Annotated in this window: 22 protein-coding genes; 9 read left to right on the top strand and 13 right to left on the bottom strand. The window is 63.6% G+C overall.

Features of this window, described 5'->3' with window-relative positions; translation table 11 throughout:
* Positions 1 to 78 precede the first annotated feature (78 nt).
* A complete protein-coding gene (locus QCE49_RS25840; protein ID WP_309806576.1) occupies positions 79 to 2382 on the top strand; it encodes a TonB-dependent receptor in 2304 nt (767 codons plus the stop codon).
* 236 nt (positions 2383 to 2618) lie between these two features.
* On the opposite strand, the gene QCE49_RS25835 is transcribed toward QCE49_RS25840, so the two are convergent.
* The 3 genes from QCE49_RS25835 to QCE49_RS25825 all read right to left on the bottom strand — a co-directional run bounded on the left by QCE49_RS25835 (position 2619) and on the right by QCE49_RS25825 (position 6638).
* Positions 2619 to 3689 (bottom strand): beta-propeller fold lactonase family protein, encoded by a 1071-nt coding sequence (locus tag QCE49_RS25835; RefSeq protein WP_033535973.1) that lies wholly within the window; start codon positions 3687 to 3689, stop codon positions 2619 to 2621.
* A 172-nt stretch (positions 3690 to 3861) separates the two neighbouring features.
* The gene (locus tag QCE49_RS25830) at positions 3862 to 4389 is read right to left on the bottom strand and encodes a DUF3280 domain-containing protein (RefSeq protein WP_250457982.1); all 528 of its coding nucleotides are present in this window, start codon (positions 4387 to 4389) and stop codon (positions 3862 to 3864) included.
* A gap of 53 nt (positions 4390 to 4442) precedes the next feature.
* Positions 4443 to 6638: a SulP family inorganic anion transporter gene (locus tag QCE49_RS25825; protein ID WP_250457994.1), complete on the bottom strand. Its 2196-nt coding sequence runs from the start codon at positions 6636 to 6638 to the stop codon at positions 4443 to 4445.
* Positions 6639 to 6883: 245 nt separating this feature from the next.
* Here QCE49_RS25825 and QCE49_RS25820 point away from each other — a divergent pair, with 245 nt between their 5' ends.
* From QCE49_RS25820 to QCE49_RS25810, 3 genes are all read left to right on the top strand, one after another.
* Positions 6884 to 7207: a hypothetical protein gene (locus QCE49_RS25820; RefSeq protein ID WP_175982322.1), complete on the top strand. Its 324-nt coding sequence runs from the start codon at positions 6884 to 6886 to the stop codon at positions 7205 to 7207.
* 11 nt (positions 7208 to 7218) lie between these two features.
* Entirely contained in the window at positions 7219 to 7590 is a 372-nt protein-coding gene (locus QCE49_RS25815) for a glyoxalase/bleomycin resistance/extradiol dioxygenase family protein (protein ID WP_250457980.1), read from the top strand.
* A 341-nt stretch (positions 7591 to 7931) separates the two neighbouring features.
* Entirely contained in the window at positions 7932 to 8180 is a 249-nt protein-coding gene (locus QCE49_RS25810) for a hypothetical protein (RefSeq protein ID WP_008354307.1), read from the top strand.
* A 6-nt stretch (positions 8181 to 8186) separates the two neighbouring features.
* Here the strand turns inward: QCE49_RS25810 and QCE49_RS25805 are convergent, their stop codons facing one another.
* Together QCE49_RS25805 and QCE49_RS25800 are read right to left on the bottom strand one after the other, a co-directional pair.
* Complete coding sequence (locus QCE49_RS25805) at positions 8187 to 8780, bottom strand: DnaJ domain-containing protein (protein WP_250457979.1); 594 nt, start codon at positions 8778 to 8780, stop codon at positions 8187 to 8189.
* Positions 8781 to 8868: 88 nt separating this feature from the next.
* Positions 8869 to 9189 (bottom strand): hypothetical protein, encoded by a 321-nt coding sequence (locus tag QCE49_RS25800; protein ID WP_239295348.1) that lies wholly within the window; start codon positions 9187 to 9189, stop codon positions 8869 to 8871.
* A gap of 104 nt (positions 9190 to 9293) precedes the next feature.
* Here QCE49_RS25800 and QCE49_RS25795 point away from each other — a divergent pair, with 104 nt between their 5' ends.
* The 3 genes from QCE49_RS25795 to QCE49_RS25785 all read left to right on the top strand — a co-directional run bounded on the left by QCE49_RS25795 (position 9294) and on the right by QCE49_RS25785 (position 12050).
* On the top strand, positions 9294 to 9842 hold the full coding sequence (locus QCE49_RS25795) for a phosphonate degradation HD-domain oxygenase (RefSeq protein ID WP_250457971.1): 549 nt from the start codon (positions 9294 to 9296) through the stop codon (positions 9840 to 9842).
* A gap of 117 nt (positions 9843 to 9959) precedes the next feature.
* Entirely contained in the window at positions 9960 to 11369 is a 1410-nt protein-coding gene (locus QCE49_RS25790) for a DHA2 family efflux MFS transporter permease subunit (RefSeq protein ID WP_250436179.1), read from the top strand.
* A 105-nt stretch (positions 11370 to 11474) separates the two neighbouring features.
* On the top strand, positions 11475 to 12050 hold the full coding sequence (locus tag QCE49_RS25785; protein WP_250457969.1) for a transglycosylase SLT domain-containing protein: 576 nt from the start codon (positions 11475 to 11477) through the stop codon (positions 12048 to 12050).
* A gap of 91 nt (positions 12051 to 12141) precedes the next feature.
* Here QCE49_RS25785 and QCE49_RS25780 read toward each other — a convergent pair whose 3' ends face one another.
* On the bottom strand, positions 12142 to 12492 hold the full coding sequence (locus tag QCE49_RS25780) for a hypothetical protein (RefSeq protein ID WP_008354301.1): 351 nt from the start codon (positions 12490 to 12492) through the stop codon (positions 12142 to 12144).
* Positions 12493 to 12603: 111 nt separating this feature from the next.
* A complete protein-coding gene (locus QCE49_RS25775; RefSeq protein WP_250436180.1) occupies positions 12604 to 12921 on the bottom strand; it encodes a hypothetical protein in 318 nt (105 codons plus the stop codon).
* 94 nt (positions 12922 to 13015) lie between these two features.
* On the opposite strand from QCE49_RS25775, the gene QCE49_RS34640 reads away from it, so the two are divergent.
* Complete coding sequence (locus QCE49_RS34640) at positions 13016 to 13780, top strand: hypothetical protein (protein WP_250457968.1); 765 nt, start codon at positions 13016 to 13018, stop codon at positions 13778 to 13780.
* A gap of 205 nt (positions 13781 to 13985) precedes the next feature.
* On the opposite strand, the gene rarD is transcribed toward QCE49_RS34640, so the two are convergent.
* Positions 13986 to 14963 carry an EamA family transporter RarD gene (gene rarD, locus QCE49_RS25765; protein ID WP_250440814.1) on the bottom strand — a complete coding sequence of 326 codons (978 nt, stop codon included), beginning with the start codon at positions 14961 to 14963 and terminating at the stop codon, positions 13986 to 13988.
* 375 nt (positions 14964 to 15338) lie between these two features.
* Between rarD and egtD the strand changes: the two genes are divergently transcribed.
* Positions 15339 to 16307, top strand: coding sequence for an L-histidine N(alpha)-methyltransferase (egtD, locus tag QCE49_RS25760; protein ID WP_033535963.1), 969 nt, complete (start codon positions 15339 to 15341; stop codon positions 16305 to 16307).
* On the opposite strand, the gene QCE49_RS25755 is transcribed toward egtD, so the two are convergent.
* The 5 genes from QCE49_RS25755 to QCE49_RS25735 are packed head-to-tail and all read right to left on the bottom strand — an operon-like array spanning position 16304 to position 22422.
* The gene (locus QCE49_RS25755) at positions 16304 to 16600 is read right to left on the bottom strand and encodes an acylphosphatase (protein ID WP_008354295.1); all 297 of its coding nucleotides are present in this window, start codon (positions 16598 to 16600) and stop codon (positions 16304 to 16306) included. The two genes, egtD and QCE49_RS25755, sit on opposite strands and share 4 nt — an antisense overlap.
* A 48-nt stretch (positions 16601 to 16648) precedes the next feature.
* Positions 16649 to 17788 carry a hybrid sensor histidine kinase/response regulator gene (locus QCE49_RS25750; protein ID WP_175982330.1) on the bottom strand — a complete coding sequence of 380 codons (1140 nt, stop codon included), beginning with the start codon at positions 17786 to 17788 and terminating at the stop codon, positions 16649 to 16651.
* A gap of 22 nt (positions 17789 to 17810) precedes the next feature.
* Complete coding sequence (locus QCE49_RS25745) at positions 17811 to 18407, bottom strand: chemotaxis protein CheB (protein ID WP_008354293.1); 597 nt, start codon at positions 18405 to 18407, stop codon at positions 17811 to 17813.
* Between the two features lie 2 nt (positions 18408 to 18409).
* Positions 18410 to 19255, bottom strand: coding sequence for a protein-glutamate O-methyltransferase CheR (locus QCE49_RS25740; protein WP_008354292.1), 846 nt, complete (start codon positions 19253 to 19255; stop codon positions 18410 to 18412).
* Complete coding sequence (locus QCE49_RS25735; protein ID WP_309806571.1) at positions 19252 to 22422, bottom strand: response regulator; 3171 nt, start codon at positions 22420 to 22422, stop codon at positions 19252 to 19254. The genes QCE49_RS25740 and QCE49_RS25735 overlap by 4 nt, the downstream gene beginning before the upstream one ends.
* Positions 22423 to 22574 lie beyond the last annotated feature (152 nt).

Here is a 22574-nt window from a genome sequence, read left to right as displayed (position 1 = left end):
CGCGCGCTGTCTTATGCGACGCTTTCATCGAAAGAAACACGCTCGGCGCGTGAATCGAAATATAAAGAGGAGACGATGATGAAGAGCATGCCGCGCCTGCGCGCGCCCGCGCATCCGTTCAAACCCCGAGCGGGGCTGCGGCTCGTCTTCGGCGGCGCGTTCGCGAGCATCACTGTGGCCGCATGGGCGCAGACGCCGCCAGCCGATACGACGCCGACAACCGAACTGCCTTCGATCATCGTCGTCGGGACCACGCCGCTCGTCGGCGTCGGCACGCCGCTGGAGAAAGTGCCCGCGAACGTGCAAACGATCAAGGGCAGCGAGATCCAGGCGCAGCATTCGCCGACCGTCACGAACTATCTGGAGAAGAACGTCGCGAGCGTCGATACCAACGACGCGCAAGGCAATCCGTGGCAGACCGACATCAACTATCGCGGCTTCACTGCGTCGCCGCTGCTCGGCACGCCGCAGGGCTTGTCGGTGTTCATGGACGGCGTACGCATCAACGAGCCGTTCGGCGATGTCGTCAACTGGGATCTGATTCCGCAGGCCGCGATCCAGACGATGCAGATCATCCCCGGGTCGAATCCGACGTTCGGCCTGAACACGCTCGGCGGCGCGGTCGCGGTAACGACGAAGAACGGGCGCAGCAATCCGGGCGGCAACGTCGATGTCGGCTTCGGTTCGTTCGGACGCAAGTATGCGCAGATCGAGCAAGGCGGCGCGATCGGCGATCATCTCGACTATTACTTCACCGCGAACGTCACGAACGACAACGGCTGGGCCGATCACAACGCGAGCAAGCTGCGCCAGGCGTTCGGCAAGATCCGCTATACCGACGCCGACACGACGGTCTCCGTTTCGATGGGCGGCGCGGACAACACGCTGAACGGCTCGCAGACGATTCCGCGCTCGTTCATGGACAACTTCCGTCAGGCGTACACGTTTCCCGACACGAACGAGAATCAGGTCGGCTATCTGACGATCAACGCCGAGCACTACATCACGCCGAACGTGCAGTTGAGCGGCAACGCGTACTATCGCCACTATCGCAACAAGAACGTGATTTCTAACTCAAACGACGATTTGTATCCGGACGGGGACTATGCCGACGAACTCACGCAAGCCTTCAACGACCAGTCGGTGATCGTGACGGACAGCTACGGCGCGAGCCTGCAACTCACCTTGCTCAACAGGCTCTTCGATCACGACAATCAATTGATCGTCGGCGCGGCGGGCGACTTCGCCAATTCGCATTTCACGCAGGCCGAGCAGCCGGCCGCATTCGAAGACAACCGCGCGACGATCGCCACGGGTCCGTTCGCACCGACGACCGACGCGAAGACGCACAACTCGAATCTCGGCATCTACTTCGAGAATACGTTCTCGTTCAACGAACAATGGTCGATGACGCTCGCCGGACGCTACAACTGGGCGAAGGCGACCATCGGCGACGAGAGCGGCGTGCAGCCGCTGCTCGACGGGAATCACACGTTCTCGCGCTTCAACCCGGCCGTGGGCTTCAACTGGAATCCGACGCCGAACTTCACCGCCTACGCGACGTACAACGAAGGCATGCGCTCGCCGACCGCAATCGAACTCGCGTGCGCGGACCCCGCCGCGCCGTGCTCGTTGCCCAATGACTTCATCGCGGACCCGGATCTTAAGCCGGTGATTTCGAAGACGTTCGAAGTCGGCGCGCGCGGGCGTCTCGGCAGTCATACGCAGTGGAGCGCCGCGGTCTACAGCACGACGCTCGACGACGACATCCAGTTCGTCAGCGCGCAAGGCGCGGGCAGCACGCTCGGCTATTTTCAGAACGTCGGCAAGACGCGACGGCAAGGTTTCGAACTCGCGGGCCGCACGCAATGGGGACCGGTGGGCATCGCGGCGAGTTATAGCTATGTGAACGCGACGTATCGATCGACGTGGACGGAAAGCAGCGCGAGCAATTCGAGCGCGGACGCCGATGGCAACATCACCGTGCATTCGGGCGACCGCATTCCGGGCATTCCGGCGAATACGGTGAAGATGCGCATCGACTACAACCCGTTTGCGCACTGGAACATCGGCACGAATCTCACGTATCGCAGCAATATCTTCGCGCGTGGCGACGAAAACAATCAGGACGTCAACGGCAGCGTCGCGGGCTATTTCCTGATCGATCTCGACACGACCTACAACGTGACCAAACAGTTGCAGGTCTATGCGACCGTGAAGAACCTGCTCAACAAGCGCTATGCGAACTTCGCGATTCTCGGCGAGAACTTCTTCGACGGGCCCAATCACACGTTCAACAACGGCGCGACGGTGAACGAGCAGTTTCTCGGCGTCGGTGCGCCGCGTGGCGTGTGGGTGGGGATGCGGTATGCGTGGAAGTGATATGACGTGATAGCGCGGCTCAATCCTGATACGACTTCCACGGAATGCCGCGCGCGTTGATGCCTTCCCAAAGCGCAGCCTGACAGCGAAGCCTGTCTTCCTCGCTGCGCGGATGCGTCCTGTCCCTCGCGCGCATTCGTCGTGATCGACGTTGCAATATGCGCAATGCCACGGCGCACAAATGGAAGTGGCCGCGCAATGCGGCCATTTCACACTCGGCAACGCCTCCTTGCCGCTCAACGCCCGACGATCGACCCCGCGCTCGGCGGATAAGTGACGATGCCCCACGCCAGCGGCAGATCGCCGATCTGCTTGACTTCCTTGTAGTCCGATCCGTCGAGCACGTACACCGCGTTCGAACGTCCGCAGGCCAGCAGCAGCTTCGAGCCGTCGGGCGTGAAGCTGAAGTGCCAGCAACGCTGACCGACAGGCACATCCTTCCTATGCTCGTAGGTCGAGCCGTCGAACACTTGCAAGGTCTTGTCGCGCGATGCCGCGATCAGCAAGCGCTTGCCGGAAGGATCGAACGAAACGCCATACGGGCCCGTCTTCGTATCGACGGTCTTCACGGTCTTCAGGCTTTTGCCATCGAGCACGACGAACTTGTTCGCGTTCTCCAGCGTGACGACATACTGCTTGCCATCCGGCGACACCTTGATGCCGCGCGGACGCGAACCCTTGTCGAGGTTCACCGTGCGGACCGGCTTGCCCGTCCCGACGCGATACACCGACACCGTATCGTCGCCCTCGTTCGTCACGAGGATCAGCTTGCCGTCCGGCGAGAACTCGACGCCTTCGGTCTCGTGCCCGCTCTTGACCGTATGCGTGATCTTCATGGTCTTCAGATCGACGATGGCGATCTCGGCGGGCGGCGAATTCGCGTCGTCGTCGTCCTTCTCCGGCTGGCCCGGTTTCGGCGGGCCGCCGCTTTCACCCGGCTCGTACGTCACATACGCATAGCCGCCGAACACGCGCACGAACTCGGGATTCTTGCCGATCTTCGCGCGCCGCGTGACCTTGCCCGTCGACGTATCGATCTCCGAGAGATCGCTCGTCGCCTTGTTCGCCACGTAAAGACGCGTGCCTTCCTTGTTGAGCGACAGCCCGCGCGGGCCGTCCTTGCCGACATCCCAGGTCGTCGCGAGCGCGAGCGTGTCGAGATCGATCACGCCGACGCCGGCGTTTTCGGTCGTCACGTAGGCGGTCGGCGCGGCGGCATGGGCGACGTTCGCCGCCAATGCAAACGCAAGCGATGTCGCGATCGCCGACGCGCAGGCAATGCGCGCCGCCTTGAATCTGACTTGCATGGTCGTCTCCAGCGGTTTCGATACCGATTGTTCGAGTTCGTGAGCGCACGCGCGCAACACGGCACGGCGCGCGTGCCGGCAGCCTCAACTTAGCCCAATCGGCGCGGCCGAGGCAACGGCATCGGCCGGGAGAAATTCCCGAATTCCGCTGGACTTTTCGCGTGGCGCCAATCTAGCGCGTCGCGGATGGATCGCTTGCAAGGAGATCGACGAGCGCCTTCGCGCCGCGCTTCCACGACAGGTCGGTGTTGCCGCGTATGTCGACGGAGCGTTGAAAGAGCATCGCGCCGCTGTTCGCGTCTTCGACGCGCAGGTTCATGTTGAGGATGAGATTGCTGATCTTCTGCACCCAGCACACGCCGACGCGCGATGTACCGAGTTCCTTCGCCACACGCAGTTCGCAGCCGTTGCACGCGTTCATGTCCTGCGTGCTTTTCAGCGTCGCGATGAGATCGCTTGCCTTCGCATTGTCGGCGACGCGAAAGAGCGCGCTCTCGCGCAAGTCGTCGCGAAACGCGCCGCTCACCATCGCGAGGCGCGCGCTCTGAATGCGGTCGATTTCGGCGTCGTTGTAGGCGGCGTTATCGTCGATGAGGGTGCAGTCGAGCATCGCGATCGATTGCGGCGCGCTCTGGGCAAGCGCGCTCGTCATGACGATGGCGAGCGCAAGCGCGAGCATCGCGCGGACAGTGTGTGTCATGTTGAAGGCCCCGGCGTTGTGCTTCCCGGCAAAAGCAGATCGCATGCCTGTGATCACGACGCCGCGCGCAACGCTTCATCGGCGATGGCGAGCCGCGACGCCATCATCTTCACGACGAAGCGATGCCACTCCTGCGCGGTCAATGGATCGTCCCGCTCGATCTTGCGCAGCGCCGCGAGCGTGAGACGGCGCAGGCGCGCCGGTTCGTCGGCGACGACATCCGCGCTCCGTGGCGCATGCGTGTACACGGCCATCTCGCCGATGATCGTGCCCGGACCGAACGAGCGCAGCCGCACCGAACGGCCATCGGCGAGCGGCAGCGACACGGTCACGCGCCCTTCTTCGACGATGTAAAGCGCATCGCCCGCATCGCCTCGACGAAAGAGCGCCTCGCCCGCGCCGATATCGCATACGTCTAGGAACGCGGCCAGTCCCTGCAGCGCGCGCTCGCTGAAATGCGGCGCGAGCATCGCGCGGAAATCGCCGGCCGGCGCGCGCGGTTCGAGCGTGCGCGTCGTCGTGGCAAGCTGCTGCGCTTCGATCCATTCGAGGCCGACGTCGAGCGTGTCGAACTCGTGGATGCCGAGCGAAAGCGCGCCCGTGCGCCCTAGCAGCGCGCGCGAGTTGCGCGGCAGAGCGGTCAGCACGAGATCCGCGCCGATCGCCGCGCACGCCTGACGCAGCTTCACGAATGCGAGCGACACGGACGCGTCCATGCCGTTGGTCCACGCGAAATCGAGCACGACATAGCGCACCGGACGCGGACCATGCGAGCGAATGCGCTCGCGGATGCGCTGCAACATCGAATTCGCGGAGCCGAAGAAAAGAAACCCTTGCAGGCAGACGCCGCAGATCTGATCGCCGCGATCGATCAGCAAGCGCGTTTCCTCGATGCTGCGCTCGACATTCGATGTGCGCGTGCGGCCGTCGAACTCCATGCGAACGCATCCCGCTCGACCATAGAGCAGCGCGAAGGTCACGCACGCCGCGACCACGCCCGCGACGACGCCCGCGATCACGCCATAGAACGCGATCACCGCGAGGATCAGCGGCACGAGCAGATACTCGTGCCACGTCAGCTTGCGATATGCGCCGACGAGCCAGTCCATCATCAGACGCAAGCCCATGTAGATCTGCATGCCGACGAGCACGGGCACCGGAAAGAGCGACACGAGATCGGGCGATGCGATCAGCAGGAAGAGGCACGCGAGCGCGGCAAACACGCCCGCCGCGCGGCTCGTCGCGCCGGCGCGCGCGTTGAGCATCGAGCGGTTATACGACTGATAGCCGACCATGCCGCCGAAAAGACCGCTCGCGATATTCGCGAGACCGGCCGCGCGCATCTCGCGATTGAGGTCGATGTCCTGGCCGGTGGCCGCGCCTATCGCCGTCGAATTCATGATGATCGTGATCGCCGACACCGACGTGACGATGAGCGTCTCGGGCAAGTGCGCGACGATCGCGTGCCAGTCGATCTCGCCGCGCGCGAGCGACGACGGCAGATGCAACTCGGGAATGTGCAGCGCATGCGCCGGCACATGCTGAAGCAGGAGGCCCATGTCGCGCGCATCGTCGGGCGAGATGCCGGCGACGCGCAACAGCACGTAGAAGAGCGCGATGCCAATAGCGAGCGTGATCGGCAATGCGGCCGCGTGACGCCAGGTGCGCGCGAGAATCGTCGCGAGCGCGCCGACGAAAAGCGCGGGCGCCCATGCAAGCCAGTGCAGTTGCGCGAGCTTAGGCAACGTGTGCCAATCGAGCGTGACGCCGGTCAGCACGCGAAACGCGCCCGCGATCAGAAGGTAGCCGGTGCCCGCGAGAAACCCGCCCATCACCGGATAGGGAAGGAATTGCAGCGAACGGCTGCGTTTCGATGAACCGATCGCGAAGAGAATGAGGCCCGTCACGAGCGAGCACAGCGCGATGGCGACGAGCACCGTCAGCAGGATGACCGTGGGCGTGCCGCCGTTCGCGCGCACGCTGCTCGCGACGCCCGCCGCGACGCCGACGAGAAACGCCGTCGCGTTGCTGTCCGGCCCGCCTATGTTCATACGCATCGAGCTCGTCACCGCGATGACGAACGCAGTCACGATGCAGCTCACGAGCGCGGTGGGCACGCCAAGTTCGGCATAGCGCGCGAGATCGGCGCTGAAGATGAGCGTGCCGAGGCTCATCGCGTAGCACAGCATCATCAGCGTGGACACGGTGCCCGCGGTGATGTCGCCGACGAGCGCGGTCATGCGCGGCATCGCGCGGGCAAGGACAGTACGATGTGTCGTGGCTGGCTTCACCGCGCCTCCCGGATCGGGACAACGGCAGACGTATCCGCTTCAAGCAAGTGCGCCGGAAAGTATCCGCCGCGCGCGAAGACGCTGTCAATTTCCCGCGCCACACATACGCATTTCTTCTGACGTGATTGCGCTTCGCGGTGGCTTCATCGCGCCAACAGGAGTAACGTTGAATCGCGAGCGAACGCTACACCAAGGAGGCGGTCATGCCTGACGATCCCGCTCAATGGCACGTTTTCGACTACGAAGGTTTCGAGATCCACGTGCAGCCGCAACTGAAGCCCACGCCCGAACATGCGCCGCCGAGCACGATGGAGCGCTACGTGTATGTCGGATATGTGTGCAGGCCCGGCGCGAACGCGAACACGCCGGGCGAAGCGGTGCACTTCCATGCCGACGGCGACGACGCCTACACGCGCGCGCAGGACGCGGTGGACGATGCGCGGCATATCGGCAAGAGCATCGTCGATGGCACGCATCCGGATCTTTCGGTGCTGCCGCTCGTGTCGCATCAGCATCATCCGGGATGACGAACGACAGCATGGAAGAATCAAGCGACGAGGCACGCGTCGAAAGCCTGAGCGCGATCACGCTCGCGACGAACGACATGCCGCGCGCCGTGCGCTTCTATGAGGCGCTCGGTTTTCGCATCGTCCACGGCGGCGCGAACGAGGCCTTTACTTCGTTCGCGCTCGGCAGTTCGTTTCTCAATCTGACCAGCGAGACGCACGACCCGATTCGTTTCTGGGGCCGCGTCATCATCCATGTGTCCGATGTGGACCCGTTCTATCGGAAAGCAGTGGCACACGGCCTCGAGCCGCAATTCGCGCCACGCGATGCGCCCTGGAACGAGCGCTATTTCCATCTCACCGATCCGGACGGCCACGAACTCAGCTTCGCGCGCCCGCTCTGATTCGCACGACTCAGGCACGACGTTCGCTTTGAAACCAGTGACGGGTATCGTACGAATCGGCCATTTCATATGACCGATCGCGCACATACCCTCGCATCGCGTTGCAAGACGATGAGTTCAACAGCGCTACGCATCTTTCATCAACGAGCACGGCGAAAGACGCGTTCAAGCTCGCTGTTGCTATTTCGCCAAAACGGGCACGGCTCAGGATTTGAAGCGTAGAGTTCAAGTGCTTTGTCAAGAATGTGATGCGTCGCGGCAGGGGTTTCACTGATAGGGCTTCAATCATCGGCGTGTTCGGCCGTTATCCCTAACATGAAAGCCGCGTGCTGGAGACTGAAATGAAATGCGCGAACGAGCAGTCCCTTCGTTATCAGGTAGAAAAATGGCTCGCGCCGGGCAGCATGCCGGTGCATGTGAGGCAGTTCAGCCGCACGCGTGCCGACAGGCGGCGCTATGTATGCGTCGAGGCGTTGCACGGCGCGGTGTCGCGAGCGCTGTTCTTCTTCCGCCACGATGACGGGCACTGGTGCGTGTATCCGCCCGCACCGAAGCAAAGCAACATGCGCGGCGAAAGACTCGCGGCCTGAGGCGGTTCAGAAACGCAGGTTGTTGAGGAACTGGAACCACATCGCGCCGAGCGGATTCGACGCGTCGGCAGCCGCCGGTTCCTTCTCTTCTTTCTTCGCCGCGACCGGTTCTTCTTCGCGCTCTTTCTCTTTCGATTCTTCCCTGGCCTGACGCGATTCATGCAGCGCGATCGCGCTATCCGCGATCTGACGCGCGGTCGACTCGTCGCATTTCGCGCCGAGCAGCACGCCGAACACGACGTCACGATTATGGCCTTGCGATGCAAAGCGCATCGCGAGCGATACGCGCTGCGCATAGAGCGCCTCGCGGGCTTCACGCTCCTTCGTTTCGCGCGCTTCGCGTTCGGCTTCTTCCTGCCGCACGCGCTCTTCCCAGCGGCGCATCTCTTCCGTGTAGATGCGGTCGTAGACCTCGCGTTGCGCGGGGTCGGAGAGAATCGCGTAGGCTTCCTTGATCTCGAGGAACTTCGCGCGGGCGACGTCTTCGTTGCCCACGTTGCGATCCGGGTGGCAACGCATCGCGGCCTTGCGATACGCGCGTTTGATTTCTTCTTCGGTGGCGTGCTCGTCCACGCCGAGCGTTTCGTATAACGTTGCCATCTTGCGTTCGGTGGATGCGGGTCGTCGAGCATCCTAACACGCGAAAAACGGGGTCCTTTCGCGCGATGCGGCATTGCAACACGAACGGCTAGCGGCCCGTGATCGCGCGTGCGGCCATGGCGCCTAACGAATCGAAGATGGCGCGCGCGGGCTTCAGATAGCGTGCGATATGCAGCCGTATGTTCACCACGCCCGCCACGAAGATAAGAAGCGTGATGAGCAGATAGTCGCGCCGCTCCGGTACGAGGTGATAACGCGTATGCAGCAGCACGAACACGATCCACACGAACGCCGGCGCATGCAGCGTCCAATGACGCTGCGCGAAATGCCACGCGATGCGGCGCACATCGCGTCGTGAAGCGCGATCGAGGCCTGCGAGTTCGGGGCGTCGGCGGAAAGAGAAAGGCATGAGGTTCAACGCACGCTTTGCGTGCGCCATCATCGCGTCATAAAGCCTTGCGAGAATCGCGCGTCATTTCGCTCCAAGCATACCCGCCCGACCCTTTCCTTACGATGGCGCTTTCACTCGACGACATCCGTCATCTCTTCGATGAACACGGTGCAATCGCCTACAGCGGCGAGCCGGTCACGCAATTGCAGCACGCGTTGCAAAGCGCGACGCTCGCCGAGCAGGCGGGCGCGAGCCGCGAGCTGATCGTCGCGGCCTTGCTGCACGATCTCGGGCACCTGCTGAATCTGCAAGGCGAGACACCGAGCGAACGCGGCATCGACGATCTGCATCAGTACTTCGCGCTGCCGTTTCTGCGTCCGCTGTTTTCCGACGCCGTGCTCGAACCGATTCGCCTGCACGTCGATGCAAAACGCTGCCTTTGTGCGATCGATGCGTCGTATCACGCGCGGCTGTCGGCGGATTCGGTGCGCAGCCTCCAATTGCAAGGCGGCATATTCGACGATGAAACCGTGCAGGCCTTTCTCGCGAAGCCCTACGCGCGCGATGCCATCGCGCTGCGCCGATGGGACGATGAAGCGAAGGACGCGCGGCGCGTTACGCCCGCGCTGCCGCATTTCATGGAAATCGTGGCGAGCGTCGCGCTGAGTTAGGCGTCGCTGCATCGAAGAACGCACGTTCGCGTATCGCGCTAGACTGTGCGCCATGCGTCCATTCCCATTCGAAAGCGCCTTGCAACAAGCCTTCAGCGCGCATACGAGCGCCGCATCGTGAAAGGCGGCAACTTCCGCATCACCGCCGCCGTCGTCGCTTCGGCGCTCTTCATGCAAAACATGGACGGCACGATCGTCGCGACCGCCATCCCGGCGATGGCCCGCGATCTGAACGTCGACGCCGTTCATCTGTCCAGCGCGATCACCGCCTATCTCGTTGCGCTGACCGTCTTCATTCCCGCGAGCGGCTGGGTCGCCGACCGTTTCGGCGCGCGCCGCGTGTTCATGTGGGCGATCGCGACGTTCACGCTCGCGTCCGTTGCGTGCGCCGCGGCGATGAACCTGCCGCAACTGCTCGCCGCGCGCGTTGTGCAAGGCCTCGGCGGCGCGATGATGGTGCCTGTCGGCCGTCTGATCCTGTTTCGCGGCGTCAAACGCGAGGAACTGCTGCAAGCGACGACATGGCTCACGATGCCCGCGCTCGTCGGTCCGTTGCTCGGCCCGCCGCTCGGCGGCTTTCTCACCGACGCGCTCTCGTGGCGCAGCATCTTCTGGGTCAACGTGCCGGTCGGCGTCGCCGGTCTCTTTCTCACCTGGAAGTTATTGCCGCCTTCGCCGCCCGAAGAACGCACGCCGCCCGATCTGCGCGGCATGCTGATGTCGGGCGCGTCGCTGAGTCTGTTCATGATCGGCATCGAGAGCGCGGGGCGCGGCGTGCTGCCGGCCGGCGTGCCGTGGATTTGCGTCGCCGTCGGCCTGCTGCTCTTTCGCGCGACCGTGCTGCATTGCCGGCGCGTGCCGAATCCGGCCATCGACTTTTCGTTGCTTTCGATCCCCACGTTCCACGCCGCGACGGTCGCGGGCAGCCTGTTTCGCGCCGGCGCGGGCGCGCTGCCCTTTCTCGTGCCGCTGACGCTACAGACGGGCTTCGGCTACAGCGCGACGGCGAGCGGCCTCGTCACGTTCGCGAGCGCGCTCGGCTCGTTCTGCATGCGCCCGATGACGGCGCTCGCGCTGCGGCGCTTCTCCGTGCGGACGGTTTTATGCGCGGGCAGCGTCGTGTTCGCGGCCGTGCTGCTCGTCTGCTCGACGATGTCGCAGGCCTGGCCCGCCGCCGCGATCTTCCTGCTCCTGCTGCTCGGCGGACTCGGCCGGTCGCTGAGTTTCGCGACGATGGGCGCGCTCGCCTTCGCCGATGTGCCCAAGCCGCGCCTCGCCGCCGCGACCTCGTTCCAGGGCACCGCGCAACAGTTGATGAAGGCGGTCGGCGTGACGGTCGCCGCCGGCACGATTCAGGCGACGATGCTCGTTTCCGGCAGCGCGCATACCGAGCGCTGGCAACTGGCGTGCGGTTTCATCGTGACGGCGCTGGTCGTCCTGGCCTCGCTCCCGATGTTCGCGCGTCTCTCGGACGATGCGGGCGAAGGCATATCGGCGCCGGCTTCCAAGCGTGCCGAACGCACGTAATTCCTTCCGATCCGCGAAACAAAACATCAGATTTAAGACAAGTACATGATCCACAAGGCTTTTTTATGTGGCTATAATGCGATTCCGCTTTGATCTGTCCATCCGATGCGTCGTGTACTTGTCATCTTTGCCGCCCTTGCCCTCTCGCTGAACGGCGCGCCTGCCGCCCACGCACAGGACAATCCGCTCGCCGCCAGCAATCCGGTCGCGCAGTCCGCCGTCGCGCAAGACCCGAAGGCCGAGCAGGCAAGTCACAAGATTTCGGAAATGCTCACGCGCAAATTCGGCGTGGCGCGCCAAAAGGCGGAAACCATCGCTACGGCGGTCATGTCGTCCGCGTCGAAATATTCGCTGCCTCCGGCGCTTTTGCTCGCCATCATCTCGATCGAATCGCGCTTCAAGGAAACCGCCCGAGGGCCGAACAATGCAACGGGCCTCATGCAAGTGGTGCCGTCGGCGCACAAGAAACTGGTGCGCAACGTCGATCTGACGGATCCGGAAGACAACATCGAGACGGGCTCTGCCATCCTGCACGGCTATGTGAAGTCCGCTCAGGGCGATGTCGATGCCGCGCTGAAAAGCTACGGCGGTTCGCGCGCCTACGCCGAGAAGGTCAGCGTGCGCGCAAAGGCGTTCGAACCGGCCGCATCCGTCGATGCGGCGTCGGCGAGCCCTCAATAAGCTTTAATCTCGCGCGCCGCCGCCGGGCGGATGCCGCAACACGTCCCGAGGACGTCGCGGCGATCGCACCCGACTGCGCGCCGGCCTCGCTTCAATAGGCCTTTTTGGTGCCACTGCCGTCGGACTTCGTGCCGCCCGAATTCATGTTGCCGTTGTTCGGCGCACTGCGTTGCACCGTGCCCTGATCCTGGCTCATGCCGTTGGTCGCGTCGTTGCCCATGCCGCTCTTCGCGCCGGTGCCGGTCGTGCCATCCGCCGAGCCGCCCATTCCCGTTCCGCCCATACCGACGCCGCCGCCCTTGCCGCCCGCAGCCGAACCGGCGCCGGCCGAACCGTTGCCGCCTGCGCCCATCGAACCGCCGCCGCCCGCTTGCGCATAGACGCCGCCCGACAAGCCGAGTACCAGCGCGGAAATCACCAACTTCTTCGTAGTCGCGTTCATTGCAAGTCTCCCGAGTTTGCGTATCGGTCGTCGCGTATGTCGTGCAACGACCGTGTCCGCATCAGCGCAAGGGACGTGCCGCGAGTCTCATCGCGTCAGACGATCAGAGGATCAGTAGCCGCACGGCACGTACGCATTGCGATAGTTGTCGTAGCAGTAGCCAGGCGGCTGCGTCGGCTGCGCGTAAACAGGCTGTGCGTATGCGGGCTCCGCATACGCGGGTTGCTGATAGACGGGTTGCGCGTAAGCCGGTTGAGCATTGGCGACCGATGTGACCAGCGCACCGAGCACCGCTCCGCCGATCAGCGCGCCGACGATCGCACCGCCATCGCCGCCGTGGCCGCGGCCACCGCCGTGTCCGTGCGCCGAGGCTTGGCCCGCCATCGTCAGACTACCGATCATCAACAAGACAAGTGCTGTGCGTTTCATGAGCTTCTCCATTTCCCGTTTAGCCGGGTTCGTGGAAATCATCTTAAGCAGACAGCTAAGAAATAACTGCATTACTTGGTAACCGCGCATTTCAATGATTACAAATAAGCTGATTCGTTCGGATTCCCAATCGTTAAAACCACAGTTACAAATGGAAGCGAATTCGCTACGACGTAACAGCTTTTTCAGCCGGTTCGGTAATGCAGATGCTCGCGCCCAAGCAATCCCGCCGCTTTTACCGCATGCCGTTTCATTTGCTCGCCACTGGTTACTGTTTGTCACCAGAAGAACGTCAACTGGATCGAAGCACGCGGCGTTTTCATCGTCAGCGCGGCGCACTGCGCGCCACGCGTCCTCGAATAAAAGATCAAGGGAGTTTCAAACCATGAAGAAGATCGTCGCTGCTCTCGCATCCGCCATGCTGGTCTCCACCGTATTCGCGCAAACCGCCGCCACCGACGCCGGCAAAGCGCAACTGAAGGCGAACAACGAAAAGGCCGAGGCGCAGGCGAGCGCCAACAAGAAGAAGGCCGAAGTACAGCACGACGCCGCCAAGGCGCAGGCATCGGCGAACGAGGACAAGGCATCGGCGCAAGCCGACGCCAACAAGGAAGCCGCGAAGGTAGCGCAGGCGACCACGCCGGAACAGGCTTCCGACGCTCGCGGTGATGCCGCCAAGGCACAGGCGAAAGCCGACAAGAAAAAGCACGCTGCACAAAGCAAGGCCGACAAGAAAAAGCAGGACGCAGCGAAGGATGCCAACGTGGCACAAGCGAAGGCCGACAAGGAAAAAGTCGAAGCACAAAACGACGCGAACAAGTCGGCCGCCGATGCGAAGGTCGACGCGGCGAAGAAGTAAGGGAGGCGAGCGTCCCTCGCATTGCGCATCGGGCATTGCATATCAACAAACCGGTGCGTTCGATTCAGGCGAGCCTTCGGGCTCGCCTTTTTACTTGCCTATGTTCTCGGATCAGCGCGGCACGCGTTTCGATGGCGTCGTGTTCGGGCTCGACCTCATGCGCGATCCGCACGACGCCCCCATCGAAACGCACGGGGCGCGCTGATCAATCCACGCGCTCGATTTCATCCGCGACGGTTTCATGCTCGACGCTCGCGTGATGCTCGCTCATCGGCATCGGCGATACCTTTTTGCGCGAGCGCATCAGAAGACGCGCGCTATGCACGCCCGTCAGCACGACAGCGATCCAGATCGGCACATAGGTCCCGAGCTGGTGCGCTGAAAACGGCTCGCCGAGCAGCAGCACCGCCACGCCGACGAGCAGCACCGGTTCCACATAGCCAAGAATGCCGAATAGCGCGAGCGGCAGATGACGGCTCGCGCGCAGATACGACGCGAGCGCGATCGTGCTCAATGCGCCGAGTCCGGGAAGCAGCACGAGCCACAGATGCGGCGCGCCCGCGACCTCCGTGAACGCGCCGCGCGCGAACAGCATGAGCGCGGCGACGGGCGACATCAGCATGATCTCCACCGCGAACGACACGAGCGGGTCCGCGTTGAGCCGTCGACGCAACATGAAGTACGGCGGATAACCGAGCATCACGACGAGCGTCGGCCATGCGAACGCATGCGTGGCGATGAGCTCATGCGCAACGCCGACGGCCGCCGCCGCGACGCCTGCCCACTGGAATCCATCGAGCCGCTCGCCGTAGTGAAAGCGTCCGAGCAGCACCATCGCGAGGGGAAGCAGGAAATAGCCGAGCGATACTTCGAGCGCGCGCCCGTGCAGCGGCGCCCAGAGAAAGATCCACAACTGCAGGCCGAGCAGCGCGGCCGTGATCGCGAACATCAGCAGCAGTCGCGGCGTTTTGGCGAGCCTCGCGACGAGCGCGCATAATTGCGGCCAGCGCTTTCTCACCGCGACCAGCGCGAGCGCGCCCGGCAATGTCCACACGATACGCCACGCGAAGATGTCGAGGCCGTCGAGCGGCGCGAGCCATTTCGTGTAGCCCGACATGAGCGCGAAGAGCGCGGAAGCCGCGACGGACAGCGCGATGCCGCGCGCGAGGTCATGCTGATTCATCGGGAAAGTCGCTGCGCGTTGAAGGTGAATGCAAGCCGGACACAACGTGAACTGCGCATTCTAAACGCCGCGAGCGCTTTGTTTTCGGAACGCGCTTCAAAGAAAACTGCCGCGTGCGCCCGCTTTTTGCTTCCTTCATGCTTCGCATTCGGCATGAACTCTGCCGCGTGAACATTGTCTCTTGCGGTTGTCTTTTGCCGGTCATGTTGATCGGCGACCCTCGTCGGTCCGGCGCGTTCAGCCGGCCTGTCCCTCAGTCCGAGCGGCACACCGCGCGATCATCCGCCGCTCACGTCGAAGCATCCGCTGCAACAACGCGCCGTGCCATCGTTTCCCGGTGGCACGCGAAGAAAACGCCGCATCGATGGAGACGTCATGACTCAAGCTGCCCTTTCCCCCCGCTTCAACAATGCCTTCGCAGAGGCTGTGCACACAGGACTCAGCAAGCGTCCGCAGAAAGAACTGCCGTCGATGTATCTGTATGACGAAGTGGGTTCGGCCCTCTTCGAAGTGATCACTGCGTTGCCCGAGTACGGCGTGACGCGCGCCGAAGAGCGCGTGCTGAAGGACCACGCGACGGATATCGTCGCGGCGATGCCCGGCGACATTCAGGTCGCGGAACTCGGCAGCGGCAGCGGCCGCAAGACGCGCCGCATCCTGGAAGCGCTGTGTAAGAAGCAGCCGACCGCCTATCATCCGATTGAAATTTCGCGCACCGCATTGCAGTTGTGCCGGCGCGAACTGAGCGATATCGAGCGCGTGTCGATTGTCGGACATGAACGCGACTACCTCGCCGGACTCTCCGAAGTCAGCGCCAAGCGCAAGGACGGCGAAAGACTGCTCGTGCTGTTTCTCGGCAGCACCATCGGCAATTTCGCGCGGCTTGCGGCGACGAAGTTCCTGTGCTCGATTCGCGGCATGCTGCAGCCTGGCGACGCGCTTCTGCTCGGCACCGATCTCATCAAGCCGCTGCCGGTGTTGATCGCCGCGTACGACGATCCGATCGGCGTGACGGCCGCGTTCAACCTGAACATGCTCGCGCGCATCAATCGCGAACTGGGCGGCGACTTTCCGATCGACGCCTTCGAGCACGTCGCGCGCTTCAATCCGGATGCGCGCAGCGTCGAGATGCATTTGCGTGCGAAGCGCGCGCTTTCCGTACGCGTGCGCGGCGCGGATCTGCGCGTGGACTTCCGCGAAGGCGAAACGATCTGGACGGAAAGCAGCCACAAATACGCGGCCGATGAAGTCGCGCCCATCGCCGCCGATGCGGGCTTCGAATGCACGCATCAGTGGCGCGACGAGGAATGGCAGTTCGCGGAGAGCCTGCTGGTCGCGCGTTAGTGCTGCTCGAAGCGCTCGTAGCGTTTCTCGATGTGGCGCTCCTCGCTGTGAAACTCGGTGACGCGGGCATGCGGCGGCCCGCGTCGCAGCCATTCGAGCATCAGATCGACCTGATTGGCCGCGCCCTGCACGACCGCTTCGACGGAGCCGTCATCAAGATTGGCGACCCAGCCGCGCACGCCCAGCGCATGCGCCTTGCGCACCGTGTGATGCCTGAAACCGACGCCCTGCACGACGCCGCGCACACGCACGTAATAGGTTTCGATTCTCGTATCCAGATCCGGGCCCGGCATCGCGCTCACTCCTTTCCAGTGTTCATAGGCGCATTGTAGACACGCGCTTCAACTCAGGCGAAAGGGCTGCGCCATGTCGGCGTGTTCGCCCGAGCGCGGATGCGGCACGCGCGGCAGCCTCACTTCGAACACCGTGCCCGTTTCGGACGTCGAGCGCACGGATACGTCGCCGCCATGCATCTGCGCGATTTCACGCGTGATGTAAAGCCCGAGCCCGAGGCCGCTCGACTCGTTCTGACGCCGGCCCGATCGATACGGCGCGAAGATCGTCGGCAGAACGTCCGCGGGAATCTCGCCGGCGTTTTGCACCGCGATGGTGATGTCCTCGGCGTTGCCGTCGAGGCGCACTTGAATCGCCGAGCCTTCGTGACCGTGCTGCAGCGCGTTGCCGATGAGATTCGAGAACACCTGCGACAGCAGATCGCCGTCGCCCTGCAAGAGCGTGTCGCCCTGACGCAGCACGAAGATGCGCCCCTTGCCGACGCGCGCCTCGTATTCATCGACGATATTCTTCGCGAGCGTCATCAACTCGACGGCGCGCGGCTGCAGCGTCACGCGCCCGCCACGCAGACGCGCAAGGTTCAGCAACTGATCGACCATCCGCACCATGCGCATGCCGCTCGACTTGATGCGCGTGCCGATGTTCGCCACGTTCTCGTCCTGCACGAAACGCGCGAGATATTCCGCCGACGCGATGACCGCGGAAAGCGGCGTGCGCAGATCGTGACCGAGCACGGCCATCAGCATTTCGTTCGCATCGAGCAGTTGCTGCACGGTCGCGAGCTGCGTCGCGAGTTGCTGCTTCTGACGCTCCATCTGAATGAAGACATCGACCTTCGAATTGAGGATGCGCGAATCGAAGGGCTTGTAGAGAAAATCCACCGCGCCCGCTTCATAGCCGCGAAACGTGCGGCTCGCGTCCTGCGCCGTCGCCGTGAGAAAGATGATCGGCACGTGCGCGGTGCGCGGGCTGCCGCGCATCAGTTCGGCGAGCTCGAAGCCGTCCATGCCCGGCATGTTGACGTCGAGGATCGCGAGCGCGACTTCGTGCTTGAGCAGCAGCTCCAGCGCGGCGGGGCCCGACTCGGCCTTCAGCACCGACAGATCCGGCCGCGCGAGCGACGCTTCGAGCGCGGTGATGTTGTTGCGAATGTCATCGACGATCAGCACGTGGATGGGTTGCGTCATCTGGTGACTCCTTGCCTTCTTTTCATGGCTGCCGGCCGATGCATTGCGACAGCCGCAACGCCATTTCATCGAGCGTCAGTACTTCGTTCACCGCGTCCTCAGCGATCGCCGCGAGCGGCATGGCCGGGGCCGAGGCCGTCTCCGGGTTCTGCGCCCAGCACGCGCCGCCCGCCTCGCGGATCGCGCGCGCGCCGCGGGCGCCGTCGTCGTTCGCGCCGGAGAGCACGATGCCGAGCAGACGTTCGCCATACGCATGCGCCGCCGATTCGAACAGCACGTCCACCGATGGCCGCGAGAAGCGCACCGGCGGATCGACCGACAGCGCGATCGCCGGCGCCGCGCCGCCTTCCGCCTCGACGAGCATGTGATATCCCGGCGGCGCGAAATACACGGTGCCGGGCGCGATCTCGTCCTTGTCGAACGGCTCTTCGACGGCCAGTTCGCAGCGCGACGCGAACAATCCCGGCAAGAGGCTCGGCTGTCCTTGCCGCACATGCACGACGATCAGCACGGGCAGCACGAACGTCTTCGGCAGCGCGGGCAACAGATGATTGAGCGCCTCGACGCCGCCCGCCGATGCGCCGATCACGACTGCTCCGATGCGATGCGCGTCGAACATCGTCACACCTTCTGGTAAAGCCGCTCGCGCGCATTGAAATCCGCGAAGCGGTCTGCATAGGTGGAAAAGCGCAGGCTTTCCTTGCTGCCGAGCCCGAGAAATCCGCGCCGCACGAGCGAATCGCTGAACAAACCGAGCGCGCGATCCTGCAACGCGCGATCGAAATAGATCAGCACATTGCGGCACGACACGAGATGCGCTTCGAGAAACACGCTGTCGGTCGCGAGACTGTGATCCGCGAACACGACGCGCGACTTGAGCGTCTGCGAGAACTTCGCCGCGCCGTACGCGGCGTGATAGTAGTCCGACAGCGAACGCTTGCCGCCCGCCGCCAGATAGTTCTGACTGAAGCTCGCCATGCGTTCCAGCGGATAGATGCCGCTCTCGGCCTGACGCAGCGCTTCGGCGTTGATGTCGGTCGCGTAGAACACGGTGCGATCCGCGATCTTCTCTTCGGCGAAGAGCACGGCGAGCGACCACAATTCCTCGCCGGTGCTGCATCCCGCGACCCAGACCTTGATCGACGGATACGTCTGCAGAATCGGCACGACCTGCTCGCGAATCGCGCGAAAGTAGTGCGGATCGCGGAACATCTCGCTCACCTGCACCGTGAGGTACTGGAACAGCCGCGCGAACAGCGCCGGATCGCGCAGAATGCGCTCCTGCAAATGCGAGAGCGTCGGCAGGCCGAGATCGTTCACGGCTTGCGCGAGGCGTCTTCTCAGCGAACTCATCGAGTAATGCCGGAAGTCGTGCTGATAGCGCAGGTAGATCGCTTCCAGAATCAGCTTCAGTTCGATGTCGAACGTCGCTTCTTCGTCGTGACTGCCGTCGTTCGCCATGTTCATCGCTGCCGCAACCAAACCCGACATAAAGACACGAGCTTATCCACGTCGATGGGTTTCGATATGTAATCGTCCGCACCTGCCTCGAGACATTTCTCGCGATCGCTCGGCATCGCTTTCGCCGTCAGCGCGATGATCGGCAGACGCGCGTGCTCCGTGCGCTTGCGGATTTCGGTCATCGCGATCAGGCCGTCCATTTCGGGCATCATGATGTCCATCAGCACGAGGTCGATATCGTTGCGGCGCGCGAGCGCTTCGAGCGCTTCGCGTCCGTTGCGCGCGATCTCGAGCGTGGCGCCGAGCGGCTCGATCACGCGCGACAGCGCGAAGATGTTGCGCACGTCGTCTTCGGCGAGCAGGATCGTGCGGCCTTCGAACACGTCGTCGCGCTGACGCGCCGCGCGCAGCATGCGCTGCTGCTCCGGCGGCAGCGCGCTTTCCACGCTATGCAGGAACAGCGTCACTTCGTCGAGCAGACGCTCCGGCGATTTCGCTCCCTTGATGATGATCGATTTCGAATAGCGGCGCAGGCGCTGCTCTTCTTCCTGCGACAGCAGGCGTCCCGTATAGACGATGACCGGCGGCGACGCGTGCCCGCCGCTCGTCGACACGCGTTCGAGCAGTTCGTAACCGGAGCCGTCGGGCAGCGCGAGATCCATCACGACGCAATCGAACGGCACGCGCTGCATCTCCTCGATGGCCTCCGCGATCGATCCTGCCTCGACGATGCCCACCGTGTCGCTCGCGAGCAGCGCGTGAATGCTCTGACGCAACGCCGGATCGTCCTCGACGACGAGCACGCGGCGCATGCCCTGCGACGAGCGCGCTTCGAGCTTGCGGATCGCGTGCGCCAGTTCTTCGCGCGCGCTCGGCTTCAGCGTGTAGCCGATCGCGCCGAGATGCAGCGCGACATCGGCGTGATCGGTCGCGGAGACGATGTGAATCGGAATGTGACGCGTGAGCGGATCGTGCTTGAGCCATTCGAGCACGGTGAGGCCCGACTGATCCGGCAGGCCGATATCGAGCAGAATGCCGTTCGGCTGCAGCGAACGCGCGAGCTCGACGCCTTGCGTGGCGGTCGCCGCGTGCACGCAGTCGAAATCGAGTTCGTGCGCGAGATCGTAGAGGATGCGCGCGAACGGCTGATCGTCCTCGATGACGAGAATCACGCGATCCGGACGCTTGCGGTCGGCGCGGTCGTCGGCGATGCCGAGCGGCTCCGGACTGACCATGGGCGCCGGCATCGGCTGTACCGGCGCAGGCGCAGGCGCAGGCGCAGGTGCAGGCGCAGGTGCAGGCGCAGGTGCGGGCGCGGGCGCGGCCATGGGCTGCGCTTTCCGCATGTGACCGATCGTATCGAGCTTCGCGGTGACGGTGCCTTCGTGCGCCGCGATCGGCAGCGTCACCGAAAACACGCTGCCCTGCCCCAGTTCGCTCGACACGGACACCGATCCGCCGAGCAGTCGCGAAAACTCGCGCGAAATCGACAATCCGAGGCCGCTGCCGCCGTATTTGCGGCTCGTGGTGCCGTCGGCTTGCTGGAACGCCTGGAAGATCATCTCTTGCTTGTCGCGCGCGATGCCGATGCCCGTGTCGCGCACATCGAAACGCAGCGCGTTGTCGCCGGCGCGCTCGACCGCGACCGTCACGCGGCCGCGCTCGGTGAACTTGAATGCGTTCGACAGCAGATTGCGCAGCACCTGCAAGAGCCGCTGGCTGTCGGTGACGAAGTATTGCGGCACGTTCTCGCCGTGCGCGGTGACGAATTCGACGCCCTTGTTCCCCGCGATGGGCGCGAACGATTGCTGCAACGTCTGCAGGATCGCATCGACGGATGTGTGCGCGAACTGCACGTCCATCTGTCCGGCCTCGACCTTGGACAAATCGAGAATGTCGTTGATGAGTGAAAGCAGATCGCTGTTCGACGAATGGATCGTCGCGGCGAAGCGCACCTGTTCCTCGGTCAGGTTGCCTTGCTTGTTGTCCTGCAAGAGTTTCGCGAGGATCAGCGAACTGTTGAGCGGCGTGCGCAGTTCGTGCGACATGTTCGCGAGGAACTCCGACTTGTACTGGCTCGCGCGCTCCATTTCCAGCGCGTTCGCGGTCAGTTCCTGCTGCGCCTGCATCAGCTCGGACTTTTGCCGCTCCAGATGTTGCGTGTGCTCTTCGAGCTGCACGTTGGTCTGTTCGAGCTCGGCCTGCTGCTGTTCGAGACGCGCCTGCGAATCCTGCAGCGCGCGGCCGCGCTCCTCCAGTTCCTCGTTCGACACGCGCAACTCTTCCTGCTGGACCTGCAATTCCTCGCTCTGGCGCTGCGTTTCTTCGAGCAGTTCGACGAGACGCGCGCGATACCGCGACGAACGCAGCGCCATGCCGATCGGTTCCGAGGCCATGTCGAGCAGCGCGCGGGTATCGTCGAAACGGCCTTCGTTGCCGACGAAGCCGAGTTCGATCGCGCCCACGACGTCGCCATCGGCGAGAAGCGGCGCGATCACGACGCGCGACGCCGCCGCCGATCCCAGCGCCGAACCGGCCTTCAGATAGTGCGCGGACGCGTCGCGCAATTCGAGCACGCGCGCCTCTTCGACTGCCTGTCCGACGAGTCCCTGGCCGCGCGGTATCCTCGCTGGCGCGCTGGCATCGTCCGGCAGCGCCCACGACGCGACCCGCACGAGCGCATCGCCTTCGAGCGCGTAGACGACGCCGACTTTTGCATTCACGTACGGAATGATCGAACGCAGGATGCTCACGCCGATCGAAGCCGGAGACTGCTCGCCGCGCAATTTCTGCGCGAGTTGCACGATGCCCTGTTGCAGCCAGGTCGTGCGTTGTACGGCGAGCCGCGATTTGATATACAGATGCGCCACCGCTGCGAGCGCGAGCATGACGACGATGCCCATTGCGCGGTTGATCTGCAGCACGTCGCGGCTCGTGTTCGGATCGGTGGCGGCGAGTGCGTATCCTGCGAGCGTCAGCACGGTCGAGACGCCCGCCGTGACGATCGGCACGGCGGGGCGGTCGGCCCAGACGCAGAGCACGACGGGCAGCACGTAGAACACCCAGATCGCGATGCGGATCGGCGTGAGCACGTCGATGCAGAACACCACGGCGAGCGTGATTGCGATTGCGAGGTAAATCCAGGCGCTTAGGTTTCGAGTGTCTTGAGGCATCGCTTACCGGTTGTGTCCATGTTTTGCGCGGTCCTCGCGGCCGCGGCAGGCGAGGACCATAGCATGAGCCGCAAGCCCTTGTCACATCGGGCTTTGCAGCCTTTTTTCGGCGCGGCAATCGTTACAATCGAGGCCGCGCGGACGTTTTCAAC

This window comes from Caballeronia sp. LZ008 (assembly GCF_031451435.1).
GTDB classification, from domain to species: domain Bacteria; phylum Pseudomonadota; class Gammaproteobacteria; order Burkholderiales; family Burkholderiaceae; genus Caballeronia; species Caballeronia zhejiangensis.
The sequence above is the reverse complement of the archived record's forward strand: the minus strand, read 5'-3'. Positions and strand labels throughout refer to the sequence as shown.

Coding starts and splice junctions, on each gene's coding strand:
- QCE49_RS25780 (WP_008354301.1), bottom strand. CDS start 12,492: ATGAACGCGACTACGAAGAAGTTGGTGATTTCCGCGCTGGTACTCGGC.
- QCE49_RS25755 (WP_008354295.1), bottom strand. CDS start 16,600: ATGCCGGGCCCGGATCTGGATACGAGAATCGAAACCTATTACGTGCGT.
- QCE49_RS25745 (WP_008354293.1), bottom strand. CDS start 18,407: ATGTTCGACGCGCATCGCATCGGAGCAGTCGTGATCGGCGCATCGGCG.
- egtD (WP_033535963.1), top strand. CDS start 15,339: ATGACTCAAGCTGCCCTTTCCCCCCGCTTCAACAATGCCTTCGCAGAG.
- QCE49_RS25735 (WP_309806571.1), bottom strand. CDS start 22,422: ATGCCTCAAGACACTCGAAACCTAAGCGCCTGGATTTACCTCGCAATC.
- QCE49_RS25750 (WP_175982330.1), bottom strand. CDS start 17,788: ATGACGCAACCCATCCACGTGCTGATCGTCGATGACATTCGCAACAAC.
- QCE49_RS25805 (WP_250457979.1), bottom strand. CDS start 8,780: ATGGCAACGTTATACGAAACGCTCGGCGTGGACGAGCACGCCACCGAA.
- QCE49_RS25815 (WP_250457980.1), top strand. CDS start 7,219: ATGGAAGAATCAAGCGACGAGGCACGCGTCGAAAGCCTGAGCGCGATC.
- QCE49_RS25800 (WP_239295348.1), bottom strand. CDS start 9,189: ATGCCTTTCTCTTTCCGCCGACGCCCCGAACTCGCAGGCCTCGATCGC.
- QCE49_RS25820 (WP_175982322.1), top strand. CDS start 6,884: ATGCCTGACGATCCCGCTCAATGGCACGTTTTCGACTACGAAGGTTTC.
- QCE49_RS25825 (WP_250457994.1), bottom strand. CDS start 6,638: ATGCCGCGCATGACCGCGCTCGTCGGCGACATCACCGCGGGCACCGTG.
- QCE49_RS34640 (WP_250457968.1), top strand. CDS start 13,016: ATGATTACAAATAAGCTGATTCGTTCGGATTCCCAATCGTTAAAACCA.
- QCE49_RS25785 (WP_250457969.1), top strand. CDS start 11,475: ATGCGTCGTGTACTTGTCATCTTTGCCGCCCTTGCCCTCTCGCTGAAC.
- QCE49_RS25810 (WP_008354307.1), top strand. CDS start 7,932: ATGAAATGCGCGAACGAGCAGTCCCTTCGTTATCAGGTAGAAAAATGG.
- QCE49_RS25795 (WP_250457971.1), top strand. CDS start 9,294: ATGGCGCTTTCACTCGACGACATCCGTCATCTCTTCGATGAACACGGT.
- QCE49_RS25740 (WP_008354292.1), bottom strand. CDS start 19,255: ATGAACATGGCGAACGACGGCAGTCACGACGAAGAAGCGACGTTCGAC.
- rarD (WP_250440814.1), bottom strand. CDS start 14,963: ATGAATCAGCATGACCTCGCGCGCGGCATCGCGCTGTCCGTCGCGGCT.
- QCE49_RS25775 (WP_250436180.1), bottom strand. CDS start 12,921: ATGAAACGCACAGCACTTGTCTTGTTGATGATCGGTAGTCTGACGATG.
- QCE49_RS25835 (WP_033535973.1), bottom strand. CDS start 3,689: ATGCAAGTCAGATTCAAGGCGGCGCGCATTGCCTGCGCGTCGGCGATC.
- QCE49_RS25840 (WP_309806576.1), top strand. CDS start 79: ATGAAGAGCATGCCGCGCCTGCGCGCGCCCGCGCATCCGTTCAAACCC.
- QCE49_RS25830 (WP_250457982.1), bottom strand. CDS start 4,389: ATGACACACACTGTCCGCGCGATGCTCGCGCTTGCGCTCGCCATCGTC.